The organism is Pseudoalteromonas sp. SiA1, from assembly GCF_018732205.1.
In the GTDB taxonomy this organism is placed as follows: Bacteria; Pseudomonadota; Gammaproteobacteria; order Enterobacterales; family Alteromonadaceae; genus Pseudoalteromonas; species Pseudoalteromonas tetraodonis.
Window position 1 is genome coordinate 166,280 of sequence record NZ_CP076084.1, and the last position, 25,869, is coordinate 192,148.

General features: G+C 41.6%; 28 protein-coding genes. 17 read left to right on the forward strand and 11 right to left on the reverse strand.

The features are described 5' to 3' along the window. Positions 1-14: 14 nt before the first annotated feature. Complete coding sequence (gene plsB / locus KK487_RS00800; RefSeq protein ID WP_215521892.1) at positions 15-2,453, reverse strand: glycerol-3-phosphate 1-O-acyltransferase PlsB; 2,439 nt, start codon at positions 2,451-2,453, stop codon at positions 15-17. 427 nt (positions 2,454-2,880) lie between these two features. Here plsB and rpsJ point away from each other — a divergent pair, with 427 nt between their 5' ends. Genes rpsJ through rpsQ form a run of 11 tightly spaced genes read left to right on the forward strand, consistent with a single transcriptional unit; the run spans position 2,881 to position 7,847 of the window. Further along, positions 2,881-3,192 (forward strand): 30S ribosomal protein S10, encoded by a 312-nt coding sequence (rpsJ, locus tag KK487_RS00805; protein WP_002957900.1) that lies wholly within the window; start codon positions 2,881-2,883, stop codon positions 3,190-3,192. Between the two features lie 27 nt (positions 3,193-3,219). After that, the gene (rplC, locus tag KK487_RS00810) at positions 3,220-3,855 is read left to right on the forward strand and encodes a 50S ribosomal protein L3 (RefSeq protein ID WP_008108338.1); all 636 of its coding nucleotides are present in this window, start codon (positions 3,220-3,222) and stop codon (positions 3,853-3,855) included. A gap of 17 nt (positions 3,856-3,872) precedes the next feature. Further along, positions 3,873-4,478 carry a 50S ribosomal protein L4 gene (gene rplD, locus KK487_RS00815; protein WP_008108340.1) on the forward strand — a complete coding sequence of 202 codons (606 nt, stop codon included), beginning with the start codon at positions 3,873-3,875 and terminating at the stop codon, positions 4,476-4,478. Further along, complete coding sequence (gene rplW / locus KK487_RS00820; protein ID WP_006791359.1) at positions 4,475-4,777, forward strand: 50S ribosomal protein L23; 303 nt, start codon at positions 4,475-4,477, stop codon at positions 4,775-4,777. The genes rplD and rplW overlap by 4 nt, the downstream gene beginning before the upstream one ends. A gap of 17 nt (positions 4,778-4,794) precedes the next feature. After that, positions 4,795-5,619, forward strand: coding sequence for a 50S ribosomal protein L2 (gene rplB / locus KK487_RS00825; protein WP_007376192.1), 825 nt, complete (start codon positions 4,795-4,797; stop codon positions 5,617-5,619). Between the two features lie 15 nt (positions 5,620-5,634). Next, a complete protein-coding gene (gene rpsS, locus KK487_RS00830; protein ID WP_004588689.1) occupies positions 5,635-5,913 on the forward strand; it encodes a 30S ribosomal protein S19 in 279 nt (92 codons plus the stop codon). Positions 5,914-5,926: 13 nt separating this feature from the next. After that, positions 5,927-6,259, forward strand: coding sequence for a 50S ribosomal protein L22 (gene rplV, locus KK487_RS00835; RefSeq protein ID WP_004588690.1), 333 nt, complete (start codon positions 5,927-5,929; stop codon positions 6,257-6,259). Between the two features lie 12 nt (positions 6,260-6,271). Further along, complete coding sequence (rpsC, locus tag KK487_RS00840; RefSeq protein WP_008108350.1) at positions 6,272-6,973, forward strand: 30S ribosomal protein S3; 702 nt, start codon at positions 6,272-6,274, stop codon at positions 6,971-6,973. 12 nt (positions 6,974-6,985) lie between these two features. Next, the gene (rplP, locus tag KK487_RS00845) at positions 6,986-7,399 is read left to right on the forward strand and encodes a 50S ribosomal protein L16 (protein WP_008108352.1); all 414 of its coding nucleotides are present in this window, start codon (positions 6,986-6,988) and stop codon (positions 7,397-7,399) included. Further along, entirely contained in the window at positions 7,399-7,590 is a 192-nt protein-coding gene (rpmC, locus tag KK487_RS00850) for a 50S ribosomal protein L29 (RefSeq protein WP_004588692.1), read from the forward strand. The genes rplP and rpmC overlap by 1 nt, the downstream gene beginning before the upstream one ends. Then, complete coding sequence (gene rpsQ / locus KK487_RS00855) at positions 7,590-7,847, forward strand: 30S ribosomal protein S17 (protein WP_008108356.1); 258 nt, start codon at positions 7,590-7,592, stop codon at positions 7,845-7,847. The genes rpmC and rpsQ overlap by 1 nt, the downstream gene beginning before the upstream one ends. A 339-nt stretch (positions 7,848-8,186) precedes the next feature. Here rpsQ and KK487_RS00860 read toward each other — a convergent pair whose 3' ends face one another. Continuing rightward, positions 8,187-9,800: an endonuclease gene (locus KK487_RS00860; protein ID WP_128583472.1), complete on the reverse strand. Its 1,614-nt coding sequence runs from the start codon at positions 9,798-9,800 to the stop codon at positions 8,187-8,189. Between the two features lie 298 nt (positions 9,801-10,098). On the opposite strand from KK487_RS00860, the gene KK487_RS00865 reads away from it, so the two are divergent. The 4 genes from KK487_RS00865 (at position 10,099) to KK487_RS00880 (ending at position 15,123) form a co-directional block, all read left to right on the forward strand. Beyond that, positions 10,099-11,913, forward strand: coding sequence for an assimilatory sulfite reductase (NADPH) flavoprotein subunit (locus tag KK487_RS00865; RefSeq protein ID WP_215521893.1), 1,815 nt, complete (start codon positions 10,099-10,101; stop codon positions 11,911-11,913). A 62-nt stretch (positions 11,914-11,975) separates the two neighbouring features. Further along, on the forward strand, positions 11,976-13,673 hold the full coding sequence (gene cysI / locus KK487_RS00870) for an assimilatory sulfite reductase (NADPH) hemoprotein subunit (RefSeq protein WP_028835920.1): 1,698 nt from the start codon (positions 11,976-11,978) through the stop codon (positions 13,671-13,673). 42 nt (positions 13,674-13,715) lie between these two features. Next, positions 13,716-14,456, forward strand: a complete 741-nt coding sequence (locus tag KK487_RS00875) for a phosphoadenylyl-sulfate reductase (RefSeq protein WP_215521894.1) — start codon at positions 13,716-13,718, stop codon at positions 14,454-14,456. A gap of 136 nt (positions 14,457-14,592) precedes the next feature. Further along, entirely contained in the window at positions 14,593-15,123 is a 531-nt protein-coding gene (locus KK487_RS00880; RefSeq protein ID WP_013463785.1) for a DUF4124 domain-containing protein, read from the forward strand. A gap of 10 nt (positions 15,124-15,133) precedes the next feature. Here the strand turns inward: KK487_RS00880 and KK487_RS00885 are convergent, their stop codons facing one another. From KK487_RS00885 to KK487_RS00900, 4 genes are all read right to left on the reverse strand, one after another. Further along, positions 15,134-15,370 (reverse strand): hypothetical protein, encoded by a 237-nt coding sequence (locus tag KK487_RS00885; protein WP_013463786.1) that lies wholly within the window; start codon positions 15,368-15,370, stop codon positions 15,134-15,136. 159 nt (positions 15,371-15,529) lie between these two features. Continuing rightward, entirely contained in the window at positions 15,530-18,274 is a 2,745-nt protein-coding gene (gene acnA / locus KK487_RS00890) for an aconitate hydratase AcnA (RefSeq protein WP_215521895.1), read from the reverse strand. Between the two features lie 200 nt (positions 18,275-18,474). Next, the gene (locus KK487_RS00895) at positions 18,475-18,903 is read right to left on the reverse strand and encodes a hypothetical protein (protein WP_013463788.1); all 429 of its coding nucleotides are present in this window, start codon (positions 18,901-18,903) and stop codon (positions 18,475-18,477) included. A gap of 96 nt (positions 18,904-18,999) precedes the next feature. After that, a complete protein-coding gene (locus KK487_RS00900; RefSeq protein WP_013463789.1) occupies positions 19,000-19,383 on the reverse strand; it encodes an RNA-binding S4 domain-containing protein in 384 nt (127 codons plus the stop codon). A 244-nt stretch (positions 19,384-19,627) separates the two neighbouring features. On the opposite strand from KK487_RS00900, the gene KK487_RS00905 reads away from it, so the two are divergent. Beyond that, entirely contained in the window at positions 19,628-19,906 is a 279-nt protein-coding gene (locus KK487_RS00905) for a hypothetical protein (protein ID WP_013463790.1), read from the forward strand. A 56-nt stretch (positions 19,907-19,962) separates the two neighbouring features. After that, on the forward strand, positions 19,963-20,628 hold the full coding sequence (locus KK487_RS00910) for a hypothetical protein (RefSeq protein WP_013463791.1): 666 nt from the start codon (positions 19,963-19,965) through the stop codon (positions 20,626-20,628). 1 nt (position 20,629) lies between these two features. Here the strand turns inward: KK487_RS00910 and KK487_RS00915 are convergent, their stop codons facing one another. The 5 genes from KK487_RS00915 to glnA form a co-directional block, all read right to left on the reverse strand. Next, complete coding sequence (locus KK487_RS00915) at positions 20,630-21,088, reverse strand: Crp/Fnr family transcriptional regulator (protein WP_013463792.1); 459 nt, start codon at positions 21,086-21,088, stop codon at positions 20,630-20,632. A gap of 31 nt (positions 21,089-21,119) precedes the next feature. Further along, complete coding sequence (gene ntrC, locus KK487_RS00920) at positions 21,120-22,505, reverse strand: nitrogen regulation protein NR(I) (RefSeq protein ID WP_010391999.1); 1,386 nt, start codon at positions 22,503-22,505, stop codon at positions 21,120-21,122. Positions 22,506-22,520: 15 nt separating this feature from the next. Further along, positions 22,521-23,591 (reverse strand): nitrogen regulation protein NR(II), encoded by a 1,071-nt coding sequence (gene glnL, locus KK487_RS00925; RefSeq protein ID WP_076922866.1) that lies wholly within the window; start codon positions 23,589-23,591, stop codon positions 22,521-22,523. Between the two features lie 80 nt (positions 23,592-23,671). Further along, positions 23,672-24,193, reverse strand: a complete 522-nt coding sequence (locus KK487_RS00930) for a DUF4124 domain-containing protein (RefSeq protein WP_215521896.1) — start codon at positions 24,191-24,193, stop codon at positions 23,672-23,674. A 114-nt stretch (positions 24,194-24,307) separates the two neighbouring features. Then, positions 24,308-25,714: a glutamate--ammonia ligase gene (glnA, locus tag KK487_RS00935; protein WP_013463795.1), complete on the reverse strand. Its 1,407-nt coding sequence runs from the start codon at positions 25,712-25,714 to the stop codon at positions 24,308-24,310. Positions 25,715-25,869 lie beyond the last annotated feature (155 nt).

Consider the following 25,869-nt stretch of genomic DNA (forward strand, 5'->3'; position numbering starts at 1 on the left):
GGTATGGTTTTATTTTACTTGCATTGAGCGTGCACAATATCTGTTATTGACTGCCAAATACGTGCCGGTAATAGCGTTTGTAGTTGCTTGTAAGTCTCGCACAACGCTGGGCTGCCTTGTAAGCCACTGTCTGATTCACTAATCAGTTTTTGTTCGCGTAGGTTTGAAATAAAGCTACTGAGTACCTTTTTATCAAAAAACTCTGGCGTTTTAATGCCATGTAACGTACCCAAGCGCTGCGCCAGCACATAGCTTTCACGTTCAAGCTCTGCTTTTTCAATCCCTTGGCTGGTTTGAATAAAGCCAATCACAATCGCATAACGTTGCAAAGTAAAGCTCAATGCACGACCGAGCATTTCGAGTTTGGCAAAGCTATCGTTATTTTGAGTCACTTTAATGTTATCACCATCAAGCGCAATTAAGCCTTGATCACTAAAGTTAGTTAAAATACGAGTAACGTAGCTCTCATCTAACTCTTGCAAGTACCACTCTTTAGCAAACAATGGATAAAAAGATTTCACCAGCTGATGGCACTGAGTTACGGTGCTTTGATGTTGCTTAAATAAATGCAGCGCCACTAAACTAGGCACCGCAAAAATATGCAAAATGTTATTACGGTAATAGTTGAATAAGGTTTTTTCTTTATCGCTTATCGCAATTATTTCGCCAAACTCATCACTGATCACGTCAAACTTGTTAAGTTTTAAGGCATGTTCAAGTAGCTGCTCTGGTGTTTCATCTGGTGCGGTTATTTTACTGCTATAGCTTGCTTCACGTTGCAATCGTAAGTAAAACTCAAGCTGAGCTAACAGCTTTGGCTTACTCAATGCCTGCTTATCGTTTACCAGCAGTATCATCGCCAGTAGATTAACAGAGTTAAGTGCGGCGGCATTGTTAATTTTAACCATAACCTGATCAGCAAGGTTAGCCACCTGCGGCCCTAACCATTGTGGTTTTTGCACATCGGTTGCATGAATTGATTCACGCCAGTCAGGCTGGTTATCATTTAAATACTGATTGATAGAAATAGGGTCGCCAAAGTTTAAATACCCACGACCATAGTTTTTTAAATTTTTAATTGCTTTAAAAATACCTAATATCGACTCGCCTTTTTTATCGTTCCCAGCCAGCTCTTTTAAATAGGTATTGATTTCCATGACGTGCTCGTAACCAATATATACCGGCACAATAGATATCGGTCTGTCTATACCGCGCAACATGGCTTGCATTGTCATTGCGAGCATGCCTGTTTTAGGGGGTAGTAAACGTCCCGTTCTGCTGCGCCCACCCTCGGTATAAAACTTTACCGAGTAACCTTTGATAAATAACTGGCTTAAGTATTCTTTAAATACCGCTGAGTAAAGTTTGTTACCAGCAAACGAGCGGCGAATAAAAAACGCGCCACTGCGGCGGAATATGCCACCGGCTGGGAAAAAGTTTAAGTTAATACCCGCTGCAATATGCGGTGGAACAAGCCCTTGATGGTAAATAGAGTAGGTCAGTAGCAAGTAATCCATATGACTACGATGACACGGCATGTAGATTATTTCATGGCCTTTGTTGGTTAGGTCATGGATTTGCTCGGTGTACTTTATATCAATCCCATTATACAGCTTGTTCCAAAGCCAGGTTAATATGCGATCGGCAACGCGAATGGTGGCGTCGCTGTAATTAGCAGCAATTTCATCAAGAAGCTTTAATGCGTTTTGTCGCGCTTGGGCTTGGCTAATATTTTTTTCAGACGCTTCAGTTTGAATCGCTTTTTTTATCGTTGGGGATGCCAGTAGTGAGCTAAATAATTGATCTCGAGATGGGATTTTAGGCCCTGTGGCAGCCAGCTTCTGGCGCTTAAAGTGTACTCTAGCTACGCGAAGTAGTTTATGCGGAAGCTCATTTACATCGGCTTTTTCGTTCACCAATAGTGATAAATCGAGTGGTTGGCTAAAACGAATAAAGTTGTCTCTACCTGAAAAAAGTACAACAAATATTTTTCTAAACCAGCTGGGTGTAAGTGAGTGCGAAAGTAAAGTACTCAGTCCTGGCTTCTCTTTACCCGGCGCTCTGCCCCATAAAATAGTCACAGGCACAACCTGCACATTTTTTTGGCCACTATATAATAAATGTTCAATGATTTGCTTGCCCTGATCTAATGCGTTAGTAGGCTTTTCTTTATTACCAAATAACGGTGGTGGGTTTTTAATGCCAATAAAACGATCTAACGCTTTGTCACCTAACACTTGCTGCTCGGTAGGGTCGGGCAAGCCATTTCGTTTACATACGCGTGCGAGTGCCGCTAAATCAAAGCGTGAATTTAAACGCACTATATAAAAGGTCGGGTTTGTAGGGTTTAACTCAAATTGCTCTAACGGCTTCTCCGGCAGTACTTTGCTTTTAACAAACAAGCGGCTAATACCACCAGAGATAAGATTTAAACCATAATTTAAAATACGCATTGACTCACCATAAGAGAGTAGTTACCCAAATCAATATGGGTATATAACAGCAAAATTAGCGCATAGGATAACATATAATCTAAAAAATCCTCTGCAGATTAATCGACAAGCTATGACATTATAGTGACATCATCACTTCCATTACGTTCACTATTGATAAACTTGACTGTTATTTAAACGACAATTACAAGGCAATTATGTCTAAATAGTTGTTGCATTTATCACCAGCATCATTATAATACGCAGGCTTTCAAAATTCCCTCGGGAACAAGAAAGAATAAATTAAGCTTGGATTTCAAGCTAATAAACAGGAGTTCCGATTTGGAACTCAACGTAGATATAATCTAACAACCGGCATCTTAATTATTAAGATTGTTTCGGTCGTTTTTTTATGCTCTTTAAATGCTCTTTATATTGAGGTTTAAGAATGTCAAATCAACGCATTCGTATTCGCCTAAAAGCTTTTGACCACCGTTTGATTGACCAATCAACGGCGGAAATCGTGGAAACTGCGAAACGCACTGGCGCACAAGTACGTGGTCCAATTCCACTACCTACACGCTTTGAACGTTTTACTGTACTTACATCACCGCACGTTAATAAAGACGCGCGTGATCAGTACGAGATCCGCACCCATAAACGTCTGATCGACATCGTAGAACCAACTGACAAGACTGTAGACGCACTTATGCGTTTAGACCTTGCTGCTGGTGTTGATGTTCAAATCAGCCTGGGTTAATCGGAAGATTAGAGAGGTTTTAGGAAAATGGCATTAGGTCTAGTCGGTCGTAAAGTGGGTATGACACGTATCTTCACTGAAGATGGTGTATCTATCCCTGTGACAGTTATTGAAGCGACTCCTAACCGCATTGCTCAGATCAAATCTGACGCAACAGACGGTTATAACGCGCTTCAAGTAACCGCAGGCACTAAAAAAGCAAGCCGTGTAAACAAAGCAACAGCGGGTCACTTCGCTAAAGCTGGTGTTGAAGCGGGTCGCGGTCTGTGGGAATTCCGCCTAAATGGTGGTGAAGGCGATTTTGAAGTAGGCGCAGAGCTTACGGTTGAATTATTCAACGAAATCAACAAAGTTGACGTAACCGGTACTTCTAAAGGTAAAGGTTTCCAAGGTGGTGTTAAGCGCTGGAATTTCAGCATGCAAGACGCTACACATGGTAACTCTCTATCTCACCGTGCTCCTGGTTCAATCGGTCAAAACCAATCACCTGGTAAGGTGTTTAAAGGTAAGAAAATGGCCGGTCAAATGGGTAATGAGCAAGTAACAACTCAGAACCTTGAACTAGTTCGCGTTGACGCTGAGCGTAACCTGCTTTTAGTTAAAGGTGCAGTACCTGGCGCTATCGGCGGTGACGTTATCGTTAAACCAGCTGTTAAAGCATAAGTCCTGGAGATTTAGTGATGGAATTAGCAATTAAAGACGCTTCTGGCGCTCTTGAAGTTTCTGAAGCTACTTTTGGACGTGAGTTTAACGAAGCATTAGTACACCAAGTAGTTGTTGCATACGCAGCAGGTGCTCGTCAAGGTACTCGTGCTCAGAAGACACGTTCTGAAGTAAGCGGTGGTGGTAAAAAACCATGGGCTCAAAAAGGTACTGGCCGTGCACGTGCTGGTACAATCCGTAGTCCAATTTGGCGTTCAGGTGGCGTTAGCTTCGCAGCTAAACCACAAGACCACAGCCAAAAAGTAAACCGTAAAATGTACCGCGGTGCGATCAAAAGCATCTTATCTGAATTAGTTCGTCAAGAGCGTTTAATCGTTGTTGAAAGTTTTGGTCTTGAAGCACCAAAAACTAAAGAACTAGTTGCTAAGCTTAAAGAACTTGAGCTTAAAGATGTTCTTATCGTGACTGAAGAAGTAGATGAAAATCTTTTCTTATCGGCACGTAACCTGTACAAGGTTGACACACGTGATGTAGCTGGTATCGATCCTGTAAGCTTAATTGCTTTCGATAAGGTACTAATTACAGCTGCTGCTGTTAAGCAACTTGAGGAGGCGCTAGCATGATCCGTGAAGAACGTCTTTTAAAAGTGATCCTTGCTCCACATATCTCTGAAAAAAGCACAATTGCTGCTGAAGAAAACAACACAATTGTTTTCAAAGTAGTAAATGATGCAACTAAAGCTGAAATTAAAGCGGCAGTTGAGAAGCTTTTTGAAGTAGAAGTAACTGGTGTTCGCACACTTAACGTTAAGGGTAAAACAAAACGTACTGGCATGCGTTTCGGTCGTCGTAGCGACTGGAAGAAAGCTTACGTTACTCTTAAAGAAGGTAGCGAGCTGGACTTTGTCGGCGGCGCCGAGTAATAAGGGGAGTTAGAATTATGGCACTTCAAAAGTGTAAGCCAACTTCTGCGGGTCGTCGTCACCTAGTTAAAGTGGTTAACCCAGATTTACATAAGGGTAAACCTTACGCACCACTATTAGAGAAAAACTCTAAATCAGGTGGTCGTAATAACAATGGTCGTATTACGGTTCGTCATATCGGTGGTGGTCATAAGCAGCATTACCGTTTAATCGATTTTAAACGTACTAAAGATGGCATTCCAGCCACTGTTGAGCGTTTAGAATATGATCCAAATCGTAGCGCAAACATCGCTCTTGTATTATATGCAGACGGTGAGCGTCGTTACATTATCGCACCAAAAGGCTTAAAAGCTGGCGATGCAATCCAGTCTGGTGTTGATGCACCAATCAAACCTGGTAATGCATTACCAATGCGTAATATGCCTGTAGGTTCGACTGTTCACAACGTAGAACTTAAACCAGGTAAAGGTGCTCAAATTGCACGTTCTGCTGGTGCATACGTTCAAATCCTTGCACGTGATGGTCAATATGTAACATTACGTCTTCGTTCAGGCGAAGTTCGTAAAGTTGAATCTGATTGTCGTGCGACACTAGGTGAAGTAGGCAATGCTGAGCATATGCTTCGTTCACTTGGTAAAGCAGGTGCAAATCGCTGGCGTGGTATTCGTCCGACAGTTCGTGGTGTTGCCATGAACCCGGTTGATCACCCACACGGTGGTGGTGAAGGTCGTACATCTGGTGGTCGTCATCCTGTGTCTCCATGGGGTAAGCCGACTAAAGGTGCTAAGACGCGTAAGAACAAGCGTACGGATAAATTTATAGTACGTCGTCGTACTAAGTAATATTGAGGAATAGCCATGCCACGCTCTCTCAAGAAGGGTCCTTTTATAGACCTACACTTGCTGAAGAAGGTAGAGAAAGCTTTGGAAAGCGGTGAAAAGAAGCCAATTAAAACTTGGAGCCGTCGTTCAATGATCATACCTAACATGATCGGATTGACCATTGCTGTCCATAATGGTCGCCAGCATGTACCAGTTTTCGTTTCTGACGAAATGATCGGTCACAAACTAGGTGAATTTGCACCAACTCGCACTTACCGTGGCCATGCTGCGGATAAGAAAGCGAAGAAACGTTAAGAGGGGAAGATAAATGCAAGCATTAGCTAAACATAAATTCGCCTCTGGTTCGGCGCAAAAAGCACGTCTAGTTGCAGATCAGATCCGCGGGTTACCTGTCGATCGCGCACTAGAAATCCTGGCGTACAGCCCGAAAAAAGCGGCTGTATTAGTTAAGAAAGTACTTGAGTCTGCTATTGCTAACGCAGAGCATAACGAAGGTGCTGACATTGATGAGCTACGTGTAACAACGATTTTTGTGGACGATGGTCCAACAATGAAACGTATTATGCCACGTGCTAAAGGACGCGCAGACCGCATCCTTAAGCGTACAAGCCACATCACTGTTGTGGTTTCAGATAGCTAGGAGATATAAGTAATGGGACAAAAAGTTCATCCTACTGGTATTCGCCTAGGTATATCTAAACCTTGGGTTTCTACCTGGTACGCGAATTCAAAAGATTTCTCTGCACAGCTTTTTGGCGATCACAAAGTACGTACATTCCTTACTAAGGAATTAAAAGCGGCTTCTGTGTCTAAAATCGTTATTGAGCGTCCAGCAAAATCTATCCGAGTAACTATTCACACGGCTCGTCCGGGTGTTGTTATCGGTAAAAAAGGCGAAGACGTAGAAAAATTACGTCAAGCGGTAACTAAAATCGCTGGTGTACCTGCTCAGATTAATATTTCTGAAGTACGTAAACCAGAACTAGATGCACAACTAGTAGCAGACGGCATTGCCTCTCAGCTAGAGCGTCGTGTTATGTTCCGCCGCGCTATGAAGCGTTCGGTACAAAATGCAATGCGCATCGGTTCTAAAGGGATTAAAGTTGAAGTTAGCGGTCGTCTTGGCGGCGCAGAAATCGCACGTTCAGAATGGTATCGTGAAGGTCGTGTACCTCTACATACTCTTCGTGCTGATATCGACTACGCAACTTCTGAAGCCTTAACCACTTACGGTATCATTGGTGTTAAAGTTTGGATCTTCAAAGGCGAAGTTATTGGTGGTTTACCACTAGTACAAGAGCAAGAGAAGCCAGCTAAACGCGCGCCAAAGAAAGCCAAAAAAAGTGCTAAGTAGAGGTAGCGAGTAATGTTACAGCCAAAACGTACAAAATTCCGTAAAATGCACAAAGGCCGCAACCGCGGTTTAGCGCAAAACGGTAACAAAGTAAGCTTCGGTACTTTCGGTTTGAAAGCTACTGGTCGTGGCCGCATGACTGCTCGTCAAATCGAAGCAGCTCGTCGTGCTATGACGCGTCACGTGAAACGTCAAGGTAAAATCTGGATCCGTGTCTTCCCTGACAAGCCGATCACAGAAAAACCTCTTGAAGTTCGTATGGGTAAAGGTAAAGGTTCTGTTGAATATTGGGTTGCTGAAATTCAGCCTGGTAAAGTACTTTACGAAATGGAAGGTGTTTCAGAAGAGCTTGCTCGTGAAGCGTTTAACCTTGCTGCTCGTAAACTGCCATTCAAAACAACTTTCGTAACTCGGACGGTAATGTGATGAAAGCAAGCGAACTAAAAGATAAAAGCGTAGAAGAGCTAAATGCTGAACTTCTAGGTCTTCTTCGTGAGCAGTTTAACCTGCGCATGCAAGCAAGCACTGGTCAGTTAGCTCAGACACACACGCTAAGAACAGTACGTCGCGATATCGCGCGTGTAAAAACAATTATTAACCAGAAGGCAGGTCAATAATGAGCGATAAAATTCGTACTCTTCAAGGCCGTGTAATCAGCGACAAGATGGAAAAATCTTTCACTGTTGCTATCGCACGTTACGTGAAGCACCCAATTTATGGGAAATTCATCAAACGTACGACTAAGTTACACGTACATGACGAAAATAACACTGCAAAAGCGGGTGACACTGTCACTATCCGTGAATGCGCTCCAATCTCTAAGAACAAATCTTGGACTTTGGTAGATGTTGTTGAACGTCCAAAACAAGCTTAATTTTTAATTAAGTCTGTTTTATGAAAAGCCCCGGCATTAGCTGGGGCTTTTTACGTTTAGAGCAGTTTTTAGCGGTAAGCTTTCAGCCTTTAGCTGGCAGAAGTAAATTATAGCGCCGTAGTTTGGGTTGAGTGTTACGAACCTAAGTGCAATAAAATATTATTATAAAATAGGCGTAAGAAAAGCCTTTGCAAGTGCAAAGGCATATGCTTTTCTGCGAAGCCCGAAGCCCGAAGCCCGAAGCCCGAAGCCCGAAGCCCGAAGCCCGAAGCCCGAAGCCCGAAGCCCGAAGCCCGAAGCCCGAAGCCCGAAGCCCGAAGCCCGAAGCCCGAAGCCCTTTTACCAAATCATTTCTACAAATTCAGGGTGGTCGATATACGGGTTACGATTTCCCTGAAATTCAAACGCTGCTTGATTGCGGTCTAATTCCATTTGGCTAACGGGGTCGTTGTTATGCCATTTTAACAACATAGCCACGACCCAATTTTCAAATACTTGGTTACTAGAGCCGTTAAGTACGGCATTACTAGCCGTGGTGTTATTTTGCCAAGAGCCGATTACGTTTTGGTAGCGTGTAGCCATGTAAAAATAAGCACGAGCAAAGTCACCTTTAAATTCATCAATAGGCTCAAATACAGTACCAGTGTAATTAATCGCACTACTTGCAGAACCTAGTTTGCTGCCGTTTGTTGATGTAAACGTAGCGCTGGCCACTTCACCGAACGGGAAGTTGCTACGCTTTGAATTTACATAGCCGTCAGTGGCGTAAATATGATGAACATCAGAGTTCATTGGTTCTATGGTGCCGCCAAACCAGCTTTTAGGAAATGAATGTTCACGGTTATAACAATCGGCTTCGCTATTGTAGGTGCCACACTGATCGCTTACAGCAGTATAAGTGTAGCTATCAACTCCATTTGGCTTTTCACTGTACATATCTAAAATACTATTATCATTTTCAAAGTATTTATCGCGTGCTGATGCGTCGTAAAAACTCCAAATAGCAGAATACCCTTGAGCGTTATGGTTATTAATAATGTTATAAAGCTCAGTTTTTAGCGTGTATCCAGTTAAGCCTTGGGTTGTCACATAGTAGCCGGTTGGCGTCGGTGTTGGCTGAGTCTCACCTAATGAGAATGCGGTAGACTCACTTGATTGAAAGCTTGATCCACTGGCAAGCAATGTGGCTTCATTATTCAAGGCGTAGCTACCACTGCCATATGAACAGCAAATACCATCGCCGTAGCTGTCGTTAATAGTAAATGTATAGTCGCCATTGGTTAAACATAATTGTTCGGTGTATTGAGTATTTGCGGCATAACCACTGCCGCTGGCAACTATACCGACTTGGTTGTGTGTTATTTGCCAACTGGTTTCTTCGCCGTAGTTATCTGTGGTTAGGTTAAAAGTAAGGCTGTTATCTGCGCAGCTTGGAGAACCGCCGCCGCTATCATTATTAGGTAAGAAGTTATCAACATAGACTAACTCACTACCATCAAAGCCGCTTGTATCGTAAAAGCGTAAACCGACATCAATCGTTTTACTACTATCAGCGGTATAGCTGTAAGTTATGGTTTGCCACTGGTTTGTTAAAGCAGGGTTTGAGTAGCCTTGATAACCATCTATGAACAAACGGGCCTTAAGATGACCTTCGGTATGATACACATCCACTGAGAACTCATAAGTTTTGCCCATTTCAACTGCGACTTGCTGTAAAAAATCAGTGTTACTTTGTGTGCCTGTATTTACGCTAATCACAGCTGCTTGTAAGCCTGTACTCACGACTGCGCTGTTGGCAGATACGTTAATACCGCTATCAATCACCGTCCATGCTTGTGGGGTGTTGCCTGTCCATTGTTCAAAGTTGCCATTAACCACATTAGCCATCGCAGGCAAAGAGCTCAATAACAACGCGCTCAAAAGTAATTTGTTTTTATATATGCCGTGTAACATAGGTGTTCCTATTTTATAGTTTTAAGCAATATACATTAGATCATAAAGGTTACAAAATTGTTAAATTAGAATTTCATAAAAGGCAATAAAAATCCTTTAGGTTAATTTCACTGGTTTTTAACTAGATTAATAACTAAATGGAATATCAAAGCAGATTCTATTCTTTTTTTATCTATGCTTAGACGGCTATCCTGCATACTCAATTAACCTCAACAGAACCTTCTGAATGAGGTGGCACTCATTTTAAACAATGTGAACAAGCATTGTGTTTAACGTTCAGGGTTATGAGGAAAAATTCATGTTGTTAGGTCAACTCAATGCGCTAGCAAGTCCGCTTTCGCAAGAGCAAGTACAAAAGCTACAAGGTTTAGTGGCTGAGCTTAATCCAATTCAGCAAGCGTGGGTTAGCGGCTATTTAGCTGCTAATGCTAATTCAGCAGCGCTAGGTGCGCCAATTGCAGGTACACCAGCAACCTCTGAGGCAGCAGTACTTACTATTTTGTATGGTTCACAAACAGGTAACGCTAAAGCGGTGGCGACTAAGCTTAAAGAGCAAGCTGAATCTCGTGGGTTAGCTGCAAAGCTGGTTAGCATGTCAGATTACAAGCCAACCGCATTGAAAAAAGAAAAGTTTTTAACCGTTGTTGTATCGACTTATGGTGAAGGTGAGCCACCTGAAGATGCCGAAACACTGTACGAATTTTTAATTACCAAAAAAGCGCCAAAGCTTGATGGCGTTAAAGTCGCGGTATTAGGTTTAGGTGATTCTAGCTATGAATTTTTCTGTCAAACCGCTAAAGACTTTGAAGAGCGTTTAACTAAACTCGGTGCAGAGGTTATTTATCAACGTGCCGACCTAGACGTTGATTACGATGATGAAGCCGCCACTTGGATTGAGGGCGCGTTAAGTGCGTTTGAACCAGATTTAAAAGCTCAGCAAGATGCCACAGGCGGCCAAGTTGTATCAATGCCATTTGGCACGCCCACGACAGCGGCTAGCCAATACACTAAGCAAAACCCGTTTGCGGCAGAGCTAAGCTTAGTGCAAAAAATTACCGGTCGTGACTCAACCAAAGATGTACGCCATGTTGAAATTTCACTTGAAGGCTCTGACATTACCTATACGCCGGGTGACTCATTAGGCATTTACTTTTTAAATGATGAAGCTCGTGTAGATGAGTTACTAGCGCAAACGCAAATTGATCCAACTAGCCGCGTTAAACTTGGCGATGAAGAACTTAGCGTGCGTGATGCCTTAATTGAAAAACTAGAGCTGACACAATCGTACCCTGGTTTTGTCGAAAAATATGCCACGGCTACAGGCACGCCTGAACTTCTTAAGCTTGTGGAAGATAAAGCCGCAATGCGCGAATATATTGAGCCTCGCCAAATTTTTGATGTGGTTGCACAAAACCCAGCTAAATTAGAGGCGCAAACACTGGTTGATTGCCTACGTAAACTGCAAGCGCGCTTATATTCAATTGCTTCTAGCCAAAGCGAGGTTGAGGACGAAGTGCATTTAACTATTGCATTGGTTGAGTTTGAAGCGTTTGGCACAGAGCATTTAGGTGGCTGTTCAGGCTATTTAGCACGCCGTGCGCAAGAAGGCTGTAAAGTAAAAGTATTTAGTGAACATAACGACAACTTCCGCTTACCAGTAAATGATGACACACCGATCATCATGGTAGGGCCAGGTACAGGTATTGCACCGTTCCGTGCTTTTTTACAAGAACGTGATGCGCGAGAGGCTACGGGTAAAAACTGGCTGTTTTTTGGTAACCCACACTTTACCCAAGACTTTTTATACCAAGTAGAAATTCAAGGTTACTTAAAATCAGGCTTATTGAGTAAAGTAGATGTGGCGTTTAGCCGTGATCAAGCAGAAAAAGTTTACGTGCAAGACAAGTTACGTAAAAACTCAAAAGAAGTATTTGACTGGTTAGAAGCGGGTGCTCATTTTTATGTGTGTGGCGATGCAAACCGTATGGCTAAAGATGTACACAATGCCTTAATTGATATCATCACAGAAAATACCGGCAAAAGTAATGAAGAAGCCGATCAATACTTAAAAGATTTGCGTAGCGCAAATCGCTATCAGAAAGACGTGTACTAAGTGCACGTTGTTTATTTTATTAAAAGCTAACAGCCGTCACTGTAACAAATTTAGGATTTAAAATGAGCGAACAAGATAAAACCGTAAAGCTTTCTGATAACGAACGTTTAAAAAGAGAAAGTAACTTTTTACGCGGCACTATAGCGCAAGATTTAAAAGATGAAATTACCGGTGGTTTTACTGCCGATAATTTCCAGTTAATTCGTTTTCATGGCATGTACCAGCAAGATGACCGCGATATTCGTCCTGAGCGTGCTAAGCAAAAGCTAGAACCACTACATAATGTCATGCTGCGTGCGCGTATGCCTGGCGGCATTATTAAGCCCGAGCAATGGTTAGCAATTGATAAGTTTGCTGGGGAGAAAACCAGCTATGGCAGTATTCGTTTAACTACGCGCCAAACATTTCAGTTTCATGGTGTATTAAAACCTGAAATTAAAGGTATGCACCAATTACTTAATAGCGTGGGTATTGATTCTATTGCAACTGCCGGTGACGTGAACCGAAATGTACTTTGTACCACTAACCCTGTTGAGTCTGAGTTACACCAGGAGGCGTATGAGTGGGCGGCAAAGATTTCTGAACACTTATTACCTAAAACCAAAGCGTATGCAGAGATTTGGCTCAATGGCGAAAAAAGCGAAACCACAGAAGAGCCAATTTTAGGCTCAACTTATTTACCGCGTAAGTTTAAAACCACTGTAACAATTCCACCAAATAATGAAGTGGATGTTCATGCAAACGACTTAAACTTTGTGGCGATTGCTGATAACGGTAAATTAGTTGGTTTTAACGTGCTAGTAGGGGGTGGCCTTGCCATGACCCATGGTGATACTGCAACGTATCCACGAAAAGCCGATGATTTTGGTTTTATTGCCCTTGAAGATACCTTAAAAATTGCTGAGCACGTGGTATCTGTTCAGCGTGATTGGGGTAATCGTTCTAACCGTAAAAACGCAAAAACTAAATACACACTTGACCGTGTTGGGTCTGATGTATTTAAAGCAGAAGTTGAAAAACGTGCAGGCGTGAGTTTTGCACCAAGCCGCCCTTATGAGTTTACTCATCGAGGGGATCGTATTGGTTGGGTTGAAGGCATTGACGGTAAACATCACTTAACGCTCTTTATTCAAAGTGGTCGTATTTTAGATTACCCCAATAAGCCGCTGAAAACAGGGTGTCGTAAGATTGCAGAAATTCATCAAGGTGATTTTCGCATGACCGCCAATCAAAACTTAATTATTGCCGGTGTGCCTGCGGATCAAAAAGCAATCATTGAAAAAATAGCGCGTGAACACGGTTTGATTGATGACAAAGACACTGAGCAACGTAAAAACTCAATGGCGTGTGTGTCACTGCCCACTTGTCCTTTAGCGATGGCTGAAGCCGAGCGTTACTTACCGAGTTTAATTGAAAAAATAGAAGGCTTATTGGCTAAGCATGGAGTACCAAATGACAGCATTATTATGCGTGTGGTTGGTTGCCCTAACGGCTGTGGTCGTGCCATGCTAGCTGAAGCTGGATTAGTAGGTAAAGGCCCAGGTAAGTACAATGTTTACCTTGGCGGGAATACGGAGGGTACGCGTATCCCTAAGCTTTATCTTGAAAATGTGGGCGAAGAAGTTTACCTAGAGGCATTTGATAAGCTGATTGGGCAATGGGTTAGTGAGCGCAATGAAGGCGAATGCTTTGGTGATTTTGTTATTCGCAAGGGTATTGTTGCAGAAGTAAAAGTATCTGTTACCGATTTTTACGCATAATTTAAAAGCAGCGCACCGCGCTGGTGAGGTTTAAAATTGACCATGAGTGAATTTAAAAACATATTACAGCTAGCTAAGCAAAGCCAACAGGCTATGTTAGCTGATGCGAACGGTTTGCTGGCTAACATGAGTGCTGAGCAGCGCGTTGCATGGGCGTTAGAGCACTTGCCTGACACCGCGTTTTTATCATCGAGTTTTGGTATTCAAGCAGCGGTAATGTTGCATTTAATGACATCACAGCGCCCCGATATACCTGTTGTATTAACAGACACGGGTTATCTATTTCCAGAAACCTATCAGTTTATCGATCAGATGAGCGAGCGTTTATCACTTAATTTAAAAGTGTATAAAGCGCAGTTGAGCCCTGCATGGCAAGAGGCTAAATTTGGAAAACTATGGGAGCTAGGTGAAGAAGGTATTAAGCAATACAACCAGCTCAATAAAGTAGAGCCAATGACGCGTGCTTTAAAAGAGCTTAACGCGAGCACCTGGTTTAGTGGCTTGCGTCGAGATCAATCGTCGAGCCGTGCTGAAAAACAAGTTTTAGAAATCAGCCGAGGTACAGTAAAAGTGTACCCTATTATTGAGTGGAATAATCGTGATGTGTACCAATACCTCACTAAACATGATCTGCCATACCACCCATTATGGGAGCAAGGTTATGTGTCTATGGGTGATGTACACACTACGCGTAAATTAGAGCCAGGAATGAGCGAAGAAGAAACCCGCTTTTTTGGACTGAACCGTGAGTGTGGCTTGCATATTGATGGTGATGGAATTTAATTACCTTATTATTCAAAGCTATAAATTTAAAAACGCAGCTAAAGCTGCGTTTTTATTTTGTGGAAAATAATTGCCTGACTGCTGTTTTTTTATTATATTAATGATAATAAAGGATTAAATTTACAGCAGGAACGCTATGAAATACTTTACCTACTTAGCAATATCAGTAATGGTCATTGCTCTTATCTCTTTGTTTTATCTTAAAAAGCCAAATGGGCAACCTTGGCTAACCAGCTCATTGATTAAAAATGAATCTTTTTCTATTAAAGATAAAGTGGTAGCGCTTTCATCTAATACATTCGAACAGCTCACACTTGAGCTTAAAAAAGTAGGAGATAAAATCACATCGTCACCGTTAGCATCTGACTCTCAAAGTAAAATTTATAAGTGGCAAGATGAGCAAGGGCAGTGGCATTTCTCCGATGTGCCAAATAAAAATGGCAAGAGTATTGAAGTGCACCTTGACCCTGCAGATATTAATGTTGTGGTAGCCGAAGATACAGCTATATTAAGTGGCAGTGCTAAATCTGCTGCAAAACCTTTTCCTCAGCGAGCGCCTGAAATATACAACAGTGAGTCAATTAATAAGTTGTTTGAAGATGCTGAAAAAGCCAAAAAGAGAATTGAGCAACGCAGTAAAGAAGTCGAAAGTTTCAGCGGCTTTTAGCCCTAGGTGGTTACTGCGATTTCAAGTAGCGCTTTTCTGCTTCCATTAATAATATGGTTAAATAAATTTTAGTTGGCAGTGATAAAAACACACCAATTGCAATGCACGCTGCTGCAGTAATAATGCCTTTAATACCGTACTGGCTGGTAAAGTAGCTCGATACAATTAATATATGGCCTGTCACAATCAAGCATAACCCAAGCAAAATAGATGTTTTAAGTAGTCTTATCATTACTATTGAAGACATGGCGACCTCTGCGCAGCGTGTCTTCTTAGTGTATGGTATCTTGATAGAGCAACATTGATTTAGCGCAAGGGTGTATCAATATTTACTTCTATAGCGAATGTAAAAAAGCCCAGCTCATTGCTGAGCTGGGCTTTTAAGCTACTACTGTTTAATGGCTAGTTAGTCGAGCATATTGCGTAATACATACTGCAAAATCCCGCCATGTTTGTAGTAATCCCACTCTTTAGGGGTATCAATACGCACATCGGCACTAAAACTAACTTGTTTACCTTCACTGTTAGTGGCAATGACACTGACTTCGTCGGTTTTGTCGTATAAACCTTGAATATCAAATTGTTCTTGCCCCGTTAAGCCCAATGACTCATGGCTTTCACCCTCTTTAAATTGTAAAGGTAATACGCCCATACCAATCAGGTTCGAGCGGTGAATACGCTCATAGCTTTGTGCTATCACAGCTTTAATACCGAGTAGTAATGAACCTTTTGCAGCCCAATCTCGTGAGGAGCCGGTACCATATTCTTTACCTGCTAGAACCACTAATGGTGTTCCACTCTCTTGATATGCCATTGCCGCATCATAAATACTCTCTAGCTTATCGTCAGGTTGAGTGCGAGTGACACCGCCCTCAGTACCGGGGGCGAGTAAGTTTTTAAGGCGCACATTAGCAAATGTACCACGCATCATCACTTCGTGATTACCACGGCGAGAACCATAAGAATTAAACTGTGCTTTTTCTACCCCATTTTCTTGTAGATAAAGTCCTGCGGGTGCCTCCGCTTTAATCGCACCTGCTGGTGAAATATGATCGGTAGTCACTGAATCGCCTAGTTTAGCTAGACAGCGCGCACCTTCTATTTTTGGGATCCCCGGCGGTTCAACACTCATACCATCAAAGAATGGCGCTTTTTTGATATAAGTCGAGGCAGCATCCCAATCGTAAAGCTTACCATCAGGTATTTGAATTTTTTGCCAGCGACTGTCGCCATCGTAAACATTGGCGTAGCTTTTTTCGAACATTTCTTTAGTTACCGTATTTTTTACAAGCTCACTCACTTCTTTAACGCTTGGCCAAATATTTTTAAGGTATATATCGTTACCATGCTTATCTTGCGCAAGTGGTTCGTTGTATACATCAATATCGGTTCTACCTGCTATAGCATAAGCTACTACAAGTGGTGGCGACGCGAGGAAGTTCATTTTAACGTCTTGGTGAATACGCCCTTCAAAGTTACGGTTACCCGACAAAATAGAGCTTACAATTAGTTTATGTTTTTGAATAGCTTCTGAAATTTCATCCGCTAATGGGCCTGAGTTACCGATACAGGTGGTACAGCCATAACCAACTAAGTTAAAACCAAGCGCATCAAGATCATCCATTAACCCTGCTTTTTCAAGGTAATCGGTAACCACCTGCGAACCTGGTGCTAAAGACGTTTTAACCCAAGGTTTTACATTAATACCTAATTGACATGCTTTTTGAGCCACTAATCCTGCCGCTAAAATTACGCTTGGATTAGAGGTATTAGTACAGCTTGTGATTGCAGCAATGACGCAGGCGCCATCGTTTAATTCAAACTCTTGGCCATTAAAGTTAACTTTTGCTGCGCCCATAAACTGCGCTTCATCAGTGGGTTCGTCAGGATTGGTAGTAGGGCCTTCACTTTCAATACGCGCTTGCTCTTCATCGCTTTTATCTCGACGTGCCATACGTTCGTCTTGGAAGTCTTTTAAGTGTTGACCAATAACATCACCGGCTTTATCCAGTGTGATTCTGTCTTGTGGACGTTTCGGGCCAGCAAGACTTGGTACTACATCATCTAAAGTTAGTTCTAGCTTATCAGTATAATGTGCTTCATCGCCATCATTACGCCATAAACCTTGATGTTTTGCGTAATCTTCAATCAGTTTAAGCTGCTTTTCATCGCGATTAGTTAAGCGTAAGTAATTAATCGTTTCATCATCAATAGGGAAAATACCACAGGTTGCGCCATATTCCGGTGCCATGTTGGCAATAGTCGCTCTGTCGGCCAGTGGTAAGTCGGCAAGCCCGTCACCATAAAACTCAACAAACTTACCTACCACACCGTGGTTACGCAGCATTTCAGTAACAGTAAGTACTAAATCGGTTGCTGTAGTGCCCTCAGGTAAGCGACCATTTAATTTAACACCCACAACCTGTGGAATAAGCAAGCTAATAGGTTGGCCAAGCATTGCGGCTTCGGCTTCAATACCGCCTACACCCCAACCGAGTACGCCTAAGCCGTTGATCATGGTTGTGTGAGAATCAGTACCAACCAGTGTATCTGGATAAGCTAACGATTTACCGTTTTTTGTATCATTAAATACTACGCGGGCTAAATACTCTAAATTTACTTGATGGACAATACCTGTGGCTGGTGGCACCACTTTTAAATTATCAAATGCAGTTTGACCCCAACGTAAAAATTCGTATCGCTCTTTATTACGTTCATATTCTAGTTTTGAATTTAAGTCGAATGAGCCATCTTTACCGTAACCATCCACTTGTACTGAGTGATCTATCACCAGTTCAGCCGGAGAAAGCGGATTTATTTTTGCAGGATCGCCACCAAGTTTTTCCATCGCATCACGCATGGCGGCTAAGTCAACAATAGCAGGGACACCGGTAAAATCTTGCATTACTACGCGGGCAGGGGTGAAGGCTACTTCGGCCGAGGGCTTAGCCTTTGGATCCCAATCTAGTAGTGCCTGAATATCTTGCTCTTTAATATTCACACCATCTTCATTACGCAATAAATTTTCTAGTAATATTTTTAACGAAAAAGGCAGGCGTTTGACTTTATCGCCAAGTCCCATGAGCGAGTTAATATGATATTGCTCGCCATTGATAGTAAGCTGTTGTTGGGTGTCGAAACTATTTTTCATTATTTGTCCCTTCAATAAATTAGATTGATATTCTTGAAAAAGTGACCTCTGTAGTAGTTTGCAAACTGTGTACCATGATAAAAAAATACCATGCAGTGTAATTTTTTTGACTGTTATATAAATAGAGATGAAGGCCAAAAGTTAAAATTCAAGGGATGCTCTGAGTAATAATTGGCCACAAAACTAAACTCAAAAAAGTGTTATTTAAAGTAGTCCTGTTGTTTTAAGTGGAAACTTAAATACACCAATGCAATCGCAATTAAGGTCACTGCAATAGGCATAAAAATAGCGCTAACGCCAAACAAGCTGATGCTATTAATAATCATAAAATTATAGTATTGCTGAGCTAAAACCGCTGCCAAAGAGATTATTAATGTTAATGTGGCTAGTGACTTTTTGAATAATAAAAGTACGCACCCTAATGCGCCGCCAAATACTGCAATAGCAAACGCTAAAGTAGCCCATAGAGGTTGGCTGTTATAAGCAAGTTGTTGTTCTTGTGGGAGTTTACTTACCATTTCGGGTGTTAATAATAGCTGCATGATAAATGCAAAAACACCTAATATATTCCATAACAGGGCGGTGATGAGTACGGGTTTTATCCAGCGGTTTGCAGTGTTTTCTGACATGTAAGCATCGATTTTTTATTATTGATATTCTATTAAAGAATAAAAAAGCCAGTGATGCAAACTGGCTTTTAATAACACATATGACGTAAGCGAATGTTAGCCAAACGAAATAGGACGACGACCCGTTTTTTCATCCACTTTAGGTTTTTTAGTACGTTTGCGCTTATTTTTAGCCGGCTCTGTTGTTGCTACGGGCGCGGCTTTTTCTGCTGTAACTGTTTCATCAATAACAGGACGCTCTGCAGGAGTTGCATCTTCACTTAGCGTCAGTTGGAACAACTCGCCATCAAATGTAAGAACATCGCCACTGTATAATTTTTTCCGTTTAATTGTACAAATTTCATGGTTAACACCTACATAGCCACCGCTAATTAGATTTTTTGCTTGGCCACCACCTTCAACTAGATCTAATACTTTTAATAATTTACAAAGCTCTATAGGCTCTTCTTCTAATTCAATTTCTATATATTCTTCGTTCATCATGTTTCTCTGTGGGGGTGGCATTAGCTGTAGTATAAAGGCTAGCTGGTTATTTTGCACCAAAGTGCGTTTGTTAGATGCGATGATTGTGCATTTTTTATGAAACTTTTTACCTCTTTCATTTGTCTTTAAAAAAACTGAAGTAATTCAAGACTACACTTCGCGTGAAAAAAATTACACATTGGCGCGCTTATTGCCAATATCTGTCGTAAAAAGAGATTGAATATAAACAGTGGAGTAAAACATGGGCATAAGATTAGCGATGAAAAAAGAGCTAATGGGCTTAGACAATTCAGATATGTTAACTGCTGATGATGTTAGAAAGCATTTGGCTCAGCAGGTACAAGAAGACACTGAACGTGGTTTTTCAGTTATCTCCAAGTTTAATGACACCCATAGTCAGTTAGTCAGCGGGCTTAAAACCAAACAAAGCGAGCTGGTATTTGAACGACATCGTTTATTTAATGAAGTACTTTATAATCGCCAGAGTGTTGATGCATGGTTAAATAACCAAATAAATTAAATTGCCATTTTAAATCACCCCTTATAGACTACACTTGTAATCTATTGGGGGTGATAATGAAAAATGGAATTTTAATATGTGTATTGGTGTTTTTATTAGCTGCGTGCCAGCGACCTACTGTTTATGTTTTTATTGAAAACTTGCAAGGTGAACAGCGCAACCAGCTAGATGCTGCACTAAATGCACAAACTCTTCCCTATGAATATGTAGAACTAGCAATCCCATCAGATTTTGGTGAGGCCACATTACTACTCTCAAGCGATAAAATTTACCCCAAAGAGACGGAGCAACTTGCAGCTATAATGCAAGAGCTAGGGTACGCGCCACAAGTTAATTATACAAGTCGTTCAAATCATTTTTATGGTGATGGCAATATAGGCTTTTATTTAAAAAATGCTGATGCCAATAGAAATTTTGTTATGCCTAAACAGCTGAGAACAACTCATTGCAGCGAAGATAAATACAATGATTTAGCAGTCAAATTTGCAAATGAAGCTGTTGAGTTTACATTACCAAGTGGCGCAATCGTGAGGCTAAACTGGGAATATTTATATGGTTATGTTGTTGTTTATTTTAAAGACTATTCGCAAACATACAGTCATTCGCAGCCGCTTGTAAATACCCCCTTTGGCGCCAAGCCGTCAGATACCTACACATATACCGCAAGCGTTAACACCCCTGGTTGGCTTGATTGCTCACTACAAATTGTTTATATGGACTGATTTAACCGTGGGTTTCTATATGTTCGCTTAGTTTAGCTATGCGCAGGCTCATTCCTTCAATAATACGGTCTTTAATTTTTTCGCGTATAACATTAGGTAGGCGGGTAAGGGCATCGGCAGTAATAGCCAGTACGATGGCATTTTCTTTGGCGCGTGCATTAATGCTGCGCTCTCGGTTATTAATAAACGCGCCTTCACCAATAAATTCACCAGGCTCTATACTACCCAGTTCCAGTAGGTGACTATGCTTAAACACCATCAAAGAGCCACTGAGGACAATAAAAAGTCGCTTGTCATTATCAAACTCTTTAAATAAAAACTGATTTTTACTTACTAAGTATAATAATCCAAACGACTCTAAAAGAATTTGACGTTCATTAAGCGTGAACTCTTTAAAGAATTCTAAGCGATTTATAATTTCCATTTGCTTAAACAAAGGGATGTTTTCAATTAACTTCATCAATAACCTAGGGCGCTAGCCTTATAAAATATCAGCTAATATTGCGCTCTTTTAATTTACGGGTCAACGTATTGCGACCCCAACCAATTTTTACCGCGGCTTCTTGCTTATGGCCTGAACAATTAGCGAGTGCTGTTTTTATTAAGCGGGTTTCCAGCTGGGCTTGAATATCCGGCCAAATATTTTCTTTACCTTGTTTAAACTCTTGATTAAGCCATTGCTGAAATGAATCTAGCCAATCGCCTTCTTGAGTTGCGGCTGCATTATCAATAATTTCAGGGGGTAAATCTTGCTCACCAATCAGCTCCCCAGGTGCCATTACGGTTAACCATCGACAGGTGTTTTCAAGCTGGCGAACATTTCCTGGCCAATTAAATAAACACAGTTGTTTAATCGCTTTAGGGCTAAGTACTTTACTATCTACTTGCAGGTCTTTTGCACTTTTATGTAAAAAGTGTAGCGCTAAGCGTTCTATGTCTTCGGGGCGCTCGCGTAGAGCCGGCAAGCGTAAGCGAACCACGTTTAAACGATGAAATAAGTCATCTCTAAACTTACCTTGTTTTACCAGCTCTTCTAAATTTTGGTGAGTGGCAGCAATAATGCGCACATCCACCTTTATACTTTGATGGCCGCCAACGCGGTAAAACTCGCCATCGGCTAATACGCGTAACAAGCGGGTTTGTACATCAAGTGGCATATCACCTATTTCATCCAAAAATAAGGTACCGCCATTGGCTTGTTCAAAGCGCCCTTTACGCACGCTATCGGCCCCCGTAAAAGCGCCTTTTTCATGGCCAAATAATTCAGACTCAACTAACTCTTTAGGAATAGCGGCCATATTAAGAGCAATAAATTGGTTTTCTTTACGCGGGCTGTGATTGTGCAAGGCGCTGGCAACCAACTCTTTACCGGTACCTGATTCACCATTGATGAGTACGCTCATACTCGATGCTGAGAGTTTGCCTATAGCACGAAACACTTCCTGCATAGCAGGGGCTTCGCCAATAATATGAGCGCTTTTGGGTGGCGCGCTTTTTCGTTTGGTTTTTTTGGTCGAATTAGCACGATAGGCGCTTTCCACTAGCGCAACGGCTTCATTTAAATCAAACGGTTTAGCTAAGTACTCAAACGCACCTTTTTGAAAAGCATTAACCGCTGAGTCTAAATCAGAGTGTGCGGTCATAATAATAACGGGTAGGCCAGGGGTTTGCTCAGCTATCAGCTCAAGTAACGCCATCCCGTCCATCCCCGGCATTCTTACATCTGAAATTAACACACTGGGTTGACTAAATTTTAGTGCATTAAGAACGTTTTGCGCATCTGCAAAGCTTTCTACTTCAAACCCTGCGCGAGTCAGTGCTTTTTCTAGTACAAAGCGAATTGAGGCATCATCATCTACAAGCCAAGCTGTTTTCATGCAAACTCCAAAGTATTAATCTGTAAATGGCAGATAAATATTAAATTCAGTATGTCCTGGCCAACTATCGCATTCGATATAGCCATCATGTTGATCAATCAAGGTTTGCGCTATAGATAATCCAAGTCCCGAGCCACCTTCTTTATTAGTGGTCATAGGGTAAAATAAGGTGTCGCGTAAATTAGCATCAATACCTGGGCCGTTATCCATTACTTGAATAAGCAATGCCTTTTTAGGGGCTTTTCCCGGACGACGATGCTGATAATTAATCCGTGTTTTTATTTTTATTTCGCCACCATCTACCAATGCCTGTTGTGCATTACGCACAATGTTTAGCACCACTTGTTGAACCTTGCTCTGATCAATATAAACATCAGGAATACTCGGGTCGTAGTCTTTAACTAACCGAATATTGCGGTTGTTATCTAACGTACTAAGTTTAACAACCGACTCTAATGTTTGATGTATATTGCCATACGATTTTTGCGGTAGTTGGTTAGGCCCAAGGAGTTTATCAACTAATTCACGCAACCGATCGGCTTGTTCAATTATCAGTTCTGCACATTGATCTCTTTCTTGTTGATCACCCTCATACTGCAATAATTGCGCCGCCCCGCGAATTCCACCCAGCGGGTTTTTAATTTCATGGGCTAAACCGCGAATTAAGTTACGTGCAGCTTGGTATTGATGCATTTGATTTGAGACTTGGTCGTGCTTTATTTCGTCATCGGTTTGTCGACATTCAAATAAAATATAATAGGTGTCGTTATGTTTTATTCGCCGAGTACTCACCGCTAATTTTGCATGGCGAGAATCGATAAACACCACGTCAGCCCTGTGCTGGTGGCAGTCTACACCATCAACTAACGAGTACTGTGCAATGCGTTTTAAGTCGATAGAATGGTAGTTAAATAAATCGTCGAATGCTTGTCCTAGCAAACGTTTTTCGCCTAAGCCAAGTAATTCACTGGCACTGGTGTTAGCGTAAATAAGCTTAAAGCTTTCATTGAGTAACATCAGGGCGGTGGTTTGGTTTTGCCAAATTATATTCAGTAGCTCTGGGCTAAAATGTGTTTTATTAATCATCATTGCACCATTTTAGTGCGCCTGGGAAGGTAGGCAAGGTTTTTAGAAAATATACGCTAAACACGCGTACTTAATTGTAATTATCGACCTATGTTAAGGCCTTTACGGTGCATAAAAAATACACTTTCAGGACTGGTTGCAATTACCTGATTTTGTTTATTATAAAGTTTAACTTGCAGTGTGTGTTGGCCTCGCTCCACATCTCTTAACGCCAGTGTTGTCGTATCGCTCGGTGCACCAATGGCAACGCCATCTAAAAATAAACCAATGGTAAATCCAGCTTCAAATCGAGGGGCAATACGGGTAGAGACATACACAGAGCCGGTGTTTTCTCTTATAGTTTGGTTTGGTTCAGGCGATGAAATACTAATACTAAACTTTACTGCTGTTTTAGTAGGAGCAGTATCAAGAATATCGGTGTTTGTAGCGGGCATGCTGAGATGTTGGCTCGTGAGTTTAACCTCTTTAGCGCCAGGCTGAGGAGTATCTGAAAAAACCAGCACCCCATTTTTGTCTTTCCATGCGTAAATTTTTTTATCGCTCGCATGGCTATTAAGGCTTAACATTAAAGCTATTAATAGCAACAAAATCTTACCTACCATCCAGCTATCCTGCATTGTTTAAATTAACTTCACTTTAGTGTAGAACCGTTAAATTTACCATAAAAAAAGCCCGCAAAGCGGGCTTAAAACACACATTATTTATCGGTTAATAAATTAACAGCTGTAGTACATTTCAAACTCAACTGGGTGAGTTGTCATGTTAAGTTTTTCAACTTCTTTTGACTTAAGTGCGATGTAAGCATCGATTAAGTCATTGGTGAATACACCACCTTGGTTTAAGAATTCACGGTCTGAATCAAGCGCAGCTAATGCTTCATCTAATGAAGAAGCAACTGTTGGAATTTCTGCCGCTTCTTCAGCTGGTAAGTCGTATAAGTCCTTGTCCATAGCATCGCCAGGGTGGATCTTGTTTTTAATTCCGTCAAGGCCAGCCATAAGCATTGCAGAGAAAGCAAGGTATGGGTTAGCTGTTGGATCTGGGAAGCGTACTTCAATACGACGACCTTTTGCAGATGGAACCACTGGAATACGGATTGACGCAGAACGGTTACGAGCCGAGTATGCAAGCATTACCGGTGCTTCAAAACCAGGTACTAAACGTTTGTACGAGTTAGTTGACGCGTTAGCAAAAGCGTTGATCGCTTTAGCATGTTTGATAATACCGCCAATGTAGTAAAGTGCATCTTCAGAAAGTCCGCCGTATTTATCACCTGCGAATAAGTTTACGCCATCTTTTGCTAAAGACTGGTGACAGTGCATACCAGAACCGTTATCACCAACAACCGGCTTAGGCATAAACGTTGCCGTTTTACCGTAAAGGTGAGCCATGTTGTGGATAACATATTTCATTTCTTGGATTTCATCGGCTTTTAACACCATAGTGTTAAAGCGCGTTGCAATTTCGTTTTGACCGGCAGTCGCCACTTCGTGGTGATGCGCTTCAACAACTTGACCCATTTCTTCTAAAACTAGGCACGTTGCAGAACGCCAATCTTGGAAATCATCAACAGGTGCAACTGGGAAGTAACCGCCTTTAACACCTGGGCGATGGCCTGTGTTGCCATCTGCATATTCTTTATCTGAGTTCCAAGCTGCTTGCTTAGAATCAATTTTGTACATTGAACCAGACATGTCAGATTTGTATTTAACGTCGTCAAATACGAAAAACTCTGGTTCTGGGCCAAATAAAACAGTGTCAGCAATACCCGTAGAGCGCATGTACTCTTCAGCGCGCTTAGCAACTGAGCGAGGGTCGCGTTCGTAACCTTGTAATGTAGAAGGTTCAACCACGTCACAACGAACGATTAGGGTTGTTTCTTCTGTGAAAGGGTCAAGTTTAATTGAATCTGCATCTGGTAGTAACACCATGTCTGATTCGTTGATGCCTTTCCAGCCAGCAATTGAAGAACCGTCAAACATCTTTCCATCTTCAAAAAAGTCTTCATCAACTTGATGATGAGGAATAGAAACATGTTGCTCTTTACCTTTTGTGTCAGTAAAGCGTAAATCAATGAACTTAACGTCATTTTCTTTAATAAAATCTAAAACCGATTGTGACATGTGTCCTCCAACTATTGGGTTTTATTATTGCTGCTTAGATACGTTGAATATCTACAAGCTGATTTTGTGCCACTATTATAATTATTTGTTTTTTATGTAAAAAAATATAAATAAAATAAAGGTGATATAGATTAAGCACCATCTTAGTGCGTAAT

What these genes read in the sequence shown, in the direction of transcription:
- plsB (WP_215521892.1), bottom strand. Translation starts at nt 2,453, where the DNA reads ATGCGTATTTTAAATTATGGTTTAAATCTTATCTCTGGTGGTATTAGC.
- rpsJ (WP_002957900.1), top strand. Translation starts at nt 2,881, where the DNA reads ATGTCAAATCAACGCATTCGTATTCGCCTAAAAGCTTTTGACCACCGT.
- rplC (WP_008108338.1), top strand. Translation starts at nt 3,220, where the DNA reads ATGGCATTAGGTCTAGTCGGTCGTAAAGTGGGTATGACACGTATCTTC.
- rplD (WP_008108340.1), top strand. Translation starts at nt 3,873, where the DNA reads ATGGAATTAGCAATTAAAGACGCTTCTGGCGCTCTTGAAGTTTCTGAA.
- rplW (WP_006791359.1), top strand. Translation starts at nt 4,475, where the DNA reads ATGATCCGTGAAGAACGTCTTTTAAAAGTGATCCTTGCTCCACATATC.
- rplB (WP_007376192.1), top strand. Translation starts at nt 4,795, where the DNA reads ATGGCACTTCAAAAGTGTAAGCCAACTTCTGCGGGTCGTCGTCACCTA.
- rpsS (WP_004588689.1), top strand. Translation starts at nt 5,635, where the DNA reads ATGCCACGCTCTCTCAAGAAGGGTCCTTTTATAGACCTACACTTGCTG.
- rplV (WP_004588690.1), top strand. Translation starts at nt 5,927, where the DNA reads ATGCAAGCATTAGCTAAACATAAATTCGCCTCTGGTTCGGCGCAAAAA.
- rpsC (WP_008108350.1), top strand. Translation starts at nt 6,272, where the DNA reads ATGGGACAAAAAGTTCATCCTACTGGTATTCGCCTAGGTATATCTAAA.
- rplP (WP_008108352.1), top strand. Translation starts at nt 6,986, where the DNA reads ATGTTACAGCCAAAACGTACAAAATTCCGTAAAATGCACAAAGGCCGC.
- rpmC (WP_004588692.1), top strand. Translation starts at nt 7,399, where the DNA reads ATGAAAGCAAGCGAACTAAAAGATAAAAGCGTAGAAGAGCTAAATGCT.
- rpsQ (WP_008108356.1), top strand. Translation starts at nt 7,590, where the DNA reads ATGAGCGATAAAATTCGTACTCTTCAAGGCCGTGTAATCAGCGACAAG.
- KK487_RS00860 (WP_128583472.1), bottom strand. Translation starts at nt 9,800, where the DNA reads ATGTTACACGGCATATATAAAAACAAATTACTTTTGAGCGCGTTGTTA.
- KK487_RS00865 (WP_215521893.1), top strand. Translation starts at nt 10,099, where the DNA reads ATGTTGTTAGGTCAACTCAATGCGCTAGCAAGTCCGCTTTCGCAAGAG.
- cysI (WP_028835920.1), top strand. Translation starts at nt 11,976, where the DNA reads ATGAGCGAACAAGATAAAACCGTAAAGCTTTCTGATAACGAACGTTTA.
- KK487_RS00875 (WP_215521894.1), top strand. Translation starts at nt 13,716, where the DNA reads ATGAGTGAATTTAAAAACATATTACAGCTAGCTAAGCAAAGCCAACAG.
- KK487_RS00880 (WP_013463785.1), top strand. Translation starts at nt 14,593, where the DNA reads ATGAAATACTTTACCTACTTAGCAATATCAGTAATGGTCATTGCTCTT.
- KK487_RS00885 (WP_013463786.1), bottom strand. Translation starts at nt 15,370, where the DNA reads ATGTCTTCAATAGTAATGATAAGACTACTTAAAACATCTATTTTGCTT.
- acnA (WP_215521895.1), bottom strand. Translation starts at nt 18,274, where the DNA reads ATGAAAAATAGTTTCGACACCCAACAACAGCTTACTATCAATGGCGAG.
- KK487_RS00895 (WP_013463788.1), bottom strand. Translation starts at nt 18,903, where the DNA reads ATGTCAGAAAACACTGCAAACCGCTGGATAAAACCCGTACTCATCACC.
- KK487_RS00900 (WP_013463789.1), bottom strand. Translation starts at nt 19,383, where the DNA reads ATGAACGAAGAATATATAGAAATTGAATTAGAAGAAGAGCCTATAGAG.
- KK487_RS00905 (WP_013463790.1), top strand. Translation starts at nt 19,628, where the DNA reads ATGGGCATAAGATTAGCGATGAAAAAAGAGCTAATGGGCTTAGACAAT.
- KK487_RS00910 (WP_013463791.1), top strand. Translation starts at nt 19,963, where the DNA reads ATGAAAAATGGAATTTTAATATGTGTATTGGTGTTTTTATTAGCTGCG.
- KK487_RS00915 (WP_013463792.1), bottom strand. Translation starts at nt 21,088, where the DNA reads ATGAAGTTAATTGAAAACATCCCTTTGTTTAAGCAAATGGAAATTATA.
- ntrC (WP_010391999.1), bottom strand. Translation starts at nt 22,505, where the DNA reads ATGAAAACAGCTTGGCTTGTAGATGATGATGCCTCAATTCGCTTTGTA.
- glnL (WP_076922866.1), bottom strand. Translation starts at nt 23,591, where the DNA reads ATGATTAATAAAACACATTTTAGCCCAGAGCTACTGAATATAATTTGG.
- KK487_RS00930 (WP_215521896.1), bottom strand. Translation starts at nt 24,193, where the DNA reads ATGGTAGGTAAGATTTTGTTGCTATTAATAGCTTTAATGTTAAGCCTT.
- glnA (WP_013463795.1), bottom strand. Translation starts at nt 25,714, where the DNA reads ATGTCACAATCGGTTTTAGATTTTATTAAAGAAAATGACGTTAAGTTC.